We start from the raw sequence: 5,466 nt of genomic DNA, 5'->3' as shown, positions 1-5,466 counted from the left end.
TGGGCCGTTCTTGAAATGGCCTGAGTTGAATTGACGAGATCCTGCACGAGCCTTTGGTTCGTGTGGGATTTCGGCGTTTCAGGGGCTATTCGCGCTGGTGTGCGGGCTGGGGGCGTGCGTTGTCGGGGCCGATCGCGTCGTCGCGTGGTTTCGGAGCGTGCCGAAGCGCCCCGAGGCGGGCGGCTGCGGGGCGCGTGGTGGTCGGTGTGCGGTTCGGCGGGCCTCGGTCAGTTTCCGATGTCCGGCGGTGGCAGGTCCGGTGCATCCGACGCGTGCGTTGTCGGGTCCGCGGGATACGGCTCGCAGGCCTTCGCCCTGTCCCGTTCGTCGGGTGCGGCGGAGCCTGCGGTGCGGTGTCGCCAGCGGTCGAGCATGTCGAGGTTGGCGATCATCAACAGGACTGCGACGGTCAGGTGGTGGCCCACGCGTCCGCGCACCGGGCGGTGCTTCGGGTTGCCGATGTCGACCTTGATGCCTTTGACCTGCGAGTTCTTGCCCTCGGTGTGCGAGCGGACCGACTTGTAGGAAGCTTCCCAGGCGGGCGAGAGGTAGGGCTGGTCCTGGCGGTATTTGGGGGCGGCCTGGTCCGCGTGGACGGTCATGGTGCTCTGGCGGCAGATCGCGGGCTGGTGTCCGCGAGGTGGTGGGTCCGTGCGTTCGTCGTCGGGGAGGAGCACTGTGGGGCGGGCCGCCGGGTGGGCTCGGCGCCCTCTGGCGTCGGCCAGTCGGACGATCCTCGGTGGCGGCGCCGTGTCCGGGCTCGGTGTGGGCGGGTGCAGGTGCTCGCGGCGGGGGCAGTTCAAGGTCGGCGACGGACCGGCCGCAGGGCACTGGACCCGGATGGATCCGCGCTGGTCGGGGCCCTGCTTGCGGTGCAACCAGAAGGGTGCTCGGGCGGTGATCGCCGCCGCGAGGTCTTCGTCGGGATGCCGGATCTCCTTGTCCTCGCGCCCGATGGTCGCCCCGCGCAGGACGTCGGGCATCAACGGGCAGGCGAGATGTCCGTCGACGATCGGTGCTCCGCGGAAGCTGCCCTGGGGACCTCGTTCTGTCACCTTGTAGTCCAGGGCGAGGGCGTAACCCAGGCGCCGGACCGGGACCTGGAACTCCTCGGGGCGTTGGCCGGTGTAGGCGCGGTCGGCCGCGCAGACTCCTGTGGGCAGGCCGAGTTCGGCCAGGTCGTTCAACAGGGCGATCGCGTTCGCGCCGATCCGTTTGCCCGGGGTGTCCAGGGCCAGGCCCAGACACAGTTGCGGGTAGCGGACGGGGTTCTGGCACCCGCGATGGGCGGCGACCAGCAGGTGGGCGCTGTAGCCGAAGACGCCCTCGGTGGCCCCACCGCTGAAGTGCCATCCGGCGCTCGCCTCGATCGAGCCCAGGCCCGTGCGGCGGCTCGCCGGCCGGGACATCACCGGCACCGCGGTCGCGTCGACGCCCACGTGCCCCTCCCATCCGCGCAGGTGACCGCGGTCCCGGGCGCTCACGACCGGCGCCAGGACCAGCCGGTTGGCCAATCGGGCCAGACGGTGGACTGTCGTGGCGTTCGCGGGCGACTCCCAGGCTGCGGCGACCTGGTCGGCTTCGGCGGCGGGCAGTCGGCGGCGTCGGTCGCGGCGGGCCGGGTCCAGGGCTGTGGTGATCCGGTCGAACGTCCGGTAGACGCGTCGGCTCGTGGCCACGCGTGCGTGGTCGTCCGCCGGGGCGTGTTCGGGAACGCCCAGCCAGGAACGGGCCTTGGGCCGCAGACAGTGGAACAGGATCCACCACGCGTCGGCGAGCGTCGCGCGCCCCAGGTAGTGGGACGAGAGCATCAAACCGGTGAGGACGGCGCGATACGGCAACCCGGGAGGGCCCGGGCGTCCGGCGAGCACGTCGTCCAACTCGGAGGGAACCCCGGAACGCTCCAGCAGGGCGAGGAGCCTGCCGACTTTGGAGTCCTCGATCAACCACGGACTGTCCGAGCAGACCCCGGGGCGAAGCCGCCGTGCGGAGCTGTAGTCGCGACGGCGGCCCATCATCGACGTGGTCCACGCAGCAGCGCAAGCGCTTGGCGGCGGCCGAGTTCGGGGACGAACCGGTGGTAGGCGGCCAGGGCCGCAGGCGAGGCCATCCCCGCCGCTTCGGCGATCACCGCGTGGTCGATGCGGTCGGTGAGGAGATCGACGATCCATGTCGCCCGGAGCCTGCGCGCCGACAACCGGGGCAGCCGCGCGTCCGGGCGCGAACGCGCGCACCAGTTGCTGATCAGGTTCCGCGAGGCGGCGACCTTGCGTCCGGGTCTGAAGAGCGGCAAGTGACCTGCCCGGTCGACGAGTTCCGCCAATTGCCTCTCCCACGAAGCCCGGCAGACGAGCAACCGGCCCTGATCCGGCGGGTCGAACACGACGGCACCCGCGCCCGTCACGCGAAAGTCCGTTCCGCGCGCGGAGGCGATCTCGCCGGGTGCAAGCCCGCAACCCGCGCCCAGCGCAAGAAGCGCGAGAGCGTCGAGCCGCCGCCGTCCGGCCGAATGCGTGGCCCAACGCCGGAGTTCGGCCAACTCCGCCGCCTCGTATGGGGCGTCGCGCACCACCGGCGCGGACATGCGAACGGCGGGCGCCTCGCCGCGTTGCACCCAGACCAGGGCGTCACGCAACCGTCGCAGCAGCGAACGGTAGGTGAGCACGGATTTCGGGCTTCGGCCCGTGCATCCGGCCAGGACGAACGCGTCGATCGTCTCCGTGCGCAACCACAGGTCGGGGCGGGGCGGGATCCCGGAGGCGTCCGCCCATGTCGCCAGGCGGGCGAGGGCGTGTATCGATTGGCGTGCCTCGTCGGCCGACGCAGGCCGGGACGCGGCCACGACCGCTCTCACCTGCGGCCCCACCCGCGCCCAGACGGACGCGGACGTGCGGGGCCGATAGGTGACGATCTGCCGAGAGACGTCCTCGCCGAGAGTCATGGCGAAAGTAAAGGTGCTAGTCAACTGGCCGGACCAGGGATCGGCCGCCACATCCACGCGAAGGAGTGCAACCACATGGTCGGAGGTTTGGCGCGCCAACGGCCGCCGCGCGATCTGGCCCGCGATCCGGAAACCTGGCCCCAGGCCACCATCGACGACATCGCCGCCGCAGCCGTCCAGAGCATCGCCCGAAATCTTGAACTCGTGATGGACGAAAGGCGGTTGAGCCTGCGTCAGACCGCCCTCGGCTCCGGAGTCAACCGGCAGACCATCGCCAATCTGCTCGCCGGGTCCGCCTGGCCCGACGTCGCCACCGTCGCGCGCCTCGAGGCGTTCCTCAGTGCCGCCCTGTATCCGTGTTCTCGCGGGAATGCGCCTGTCGCGCACGAGAGCCAACCTCTCCGTTCCCGAAGTGATCGACCTGCGGGAACGACGAAATAGGCCACACGACCCCCGAGGTGGACGTGCATCTACTACCCTCGGGAGACGCGTGAGCCACTACCAAGCGGACCACGTCCACGCCTCGGCGAGGGGCCTAATCCTCGACCGACGCGGCGGCCCTCCCCTCGGGGAGGGCCGTTCTCATACTCGGGGTGACGGCGCGTCAGGCGACCCCTCTCTCCTCGGACGCCTCGGTCGAGGCGATCCGATAGAGGCCCTTCTGCAGTTCCACCAGGGTGGCGCTCTTCACGAGACGCTTGATCGTCACCCGCGTCGTCTCCAGATTCGGCCGCGTCGTCTCGCGCCCCAGGCTCTCCGTCACCTCACGAACGCGCATGGACCGACCGGACGTGGCCAACACGCGAACGATGGCGTCACCCAGCTTCCCGTGACCGGCCCGCGTCCCACCCAGGGCCGTCGTGGCTGCGACCCGCCGCTCGGGCGATTCGACCGTCCGATCCGAGGGTTCGCCGACCGGCACCTCGCCGACCACGAACTCGGCGGAAGCGACCCCGGAGGCCGAATGGTCCTCGACGAGCTTGGTGTTCACCTCGTCCAGGACCTCCGCGAGGACCACGCGACGAGCCTCGACCAACTCCAACTCGGCTTGGGTGGAGGCAAGTTCGTGGGCAAGCGCGCCGCACCGCCGGCGCAGGTCCGCCGCCTTGCGCGTGTAGGTCTCCACCACAGACGGCAGATCAAGCGACCTCGCGGACTCCTCGTCCTGCCCGAATCGCGCCAACGTCCCTCCCACTGCCGAGCCCATGCGGACCTGAACGAGCAACGGCCAGCCTAGGGATCGCAAGGGCCCCGAGACAGGGAAACGCCAAACAAACAAGGCTCGTTGGCCCTTGGGATTCCGGCCGAGATGCTCCGATCACTCGCTCTCGGCGTGGTTCCGGAGCAAATTGCCCAGACAAGTTGCCGGACCAGACAATCGCCGAATCTGTTACGACGACCCAACGCGGACAAACCCTCGGCTCGATCGAAAGCCCGCCCGGGATCGATGACGATGCCGACCACCCGGTGGGAAACCAGGGGACACCACCGGCGATCACGGTGCAGGATGCGGGGATGGGGCGCCACCGCAGAATGCATGTCGATCTCGATCACCTCGACCGCCTCGACCACGACTGGTTGTTCGTCGTCCTCGAAGCCCCGAGCGGCATGGTCTACGAGATCCAGACGTGCGGCACCTCATGCATCCAGAGTCGGGTCGAGGGTCATTTGATCCCCATCGAAGCCCCCGACGCGTATGCAGCCCTGACCGACCTGTTCGCGAGGGAGTTCTCAGGCTCCGGAGGGCCACGGATGTGGACGTGGACCCCGGACCACCTCGACTCGCTCCGCGCGACGATCTCCACGATCAAGTTCCCTGCGGACTACGACTCCGCCCCCGTCATGGGCTACCCGGGAACTCCCATCCACGTCGACGAATCCCGCCTGTCCGAGGCGACGGAGGCGTGGATTCCCGTGACCACCGAGCTCGGAACCGGCATCCTCGTCTGGTCGAACTCCGACTGACCGCGCGAACGCAGGACGCCACACACGGACCGAGGCTCCGCCGCCCAACTCGGACAACGATCTTCGGGCGGCCGGGAAACCATCCGCAAAGGCACCACAAGTCGCCTGCTCGGACGCACTCGTTGAACGCCCCGTTGTATACGTGATCGGTGCGGTTCGACAGAATCGGTGGCATGACACGAACCGGGCTCCCCGACGGCTGGACCCTTCAGCGGATACGCGACGTATCCGGTGATCGGGAGGCCGTCGTACTGGACACGGAGCGGGTCGTGACGTACTTGGGCCAACCATATGCTCCGGACGAGGTCCTACAGCCGGAGATCGTCCTGGGTTTCCATGGCCTCTGTGTCGTGAAGGCCGTCGACGATGACGACTGGTACATGGGCTCGCTCAACAGCGACGGCACCGTCGACTGCTGGGACGCATACGACGACCTCTGGAACGCACTCCGCGGACTCTGAGCAGGCTCACGGCCGGCGGGAAGCGATCACTGAACACACGGGAAACCGAGCATCAGTTCGACCCATTCTCGCACGTCAGCCTCACTCGTGAACGGCCCA

At 69.0% G+C, this 5,466-nt stretch carries 5 protein-coding genes; 2 read left to right on the top strand and 3 right to left on the bottom strand.

The genetic code is table 11. The features are described 5' to 3' along the window. Positions 1-227: 227 nt before the first annotated feature. The 3 genes from ACFZBU_RS47895 to ACFZBU_RS47885 all read right to left on the bottom strand — a co-directional run bounded on the left by ACFZBU_RS47895 (position 228) and on the right by ACFZBU_RS47885 (position 4,124). Positions 228-1,946 (bottom strand): hypothetical protein, encoded by a 1,719-nt coding sequence (locus ACFZBU_RS47895; protein WP_391590143.1) that lies wholly within the window; start codon positions 1,944-1,946, stop codon positions 228-230. A 68-nt stretch (positions 1,947-2,014) separates the two neighbouring features. Further along, positions 2,015-3,328: a hypothetical protein gene (locus tag ACFZBU_RS47890; RefSeq protein ID WP_391590142.1), complete on the bottom strand. Its 1,314-nt coding sequence runs from the start codon at positions 3,326-3,328 to the stop codon at positions 2,015-2,017. Positions 3,329-3,545: 217 nt separating this feature from the next. Further along, the gene (locus tag ACFZBU_RS47885) at positions 3,546-4,124 is read right to left on the bottom strand and encodes a hypothetical protein (protein WP_391590141.1); all 579 of its coding nucleotides are present in this window, start codon (positions 4,122-4,124) and stop codon (positions 3,546-3,548) included. Positions 4,125-4,303: 179 nt separating this feature from the next. Here ACFZBU_RS47885 and ACFZBU_RS47880 point away from each other — a divergent pair, with 179 nt between their 5' ends. After that, entirely contained in the window at positions 4,304-4,906 is a 603-nt protein-coding gene (locus ACFZBU_RS47880; RefSeq protein WP_391590140.1) for a DUF6210 family protein, read from the top strand. A gap of 173 nt (positions 4,907-5,079) precedes the next feature. Then, positions 5,080-5,367, top strand: a complete 288-nt coding sequence (locus ACFZBU_RS47875) for a hypothetical protein (protein ID WP_391590139.1) — start codon at positions 5,080-5,082, stop codon at positions 5,365-5,367. Positions 5,368-5,466: the final 99 nt, after the last annotated feature.

The sequence above is a fragment of the Embleya sp. NPDC008237 genome (assembly GCF_042956465.1).
Taxonomy (GTDB): Bacteria; Actinomycetota; Actinomycetes; order Streptomycetales; family Streptomycetaceae; genus Embleya.
Note: the sequence above shows the minus strand (reverse complement) of the source record. Positions and strands in the feature narration are given on the sequence as shown.

Excerpts from the sequence above, each read along its gene's own strand:
- ACFZBU_RS47875 (WP_391590139.1), top strand. The coding sequence starts at position 5,080 with ATGACACGAACCGGGCTCCCCGACGGCTGGACCCTTCAGCGGATACGC.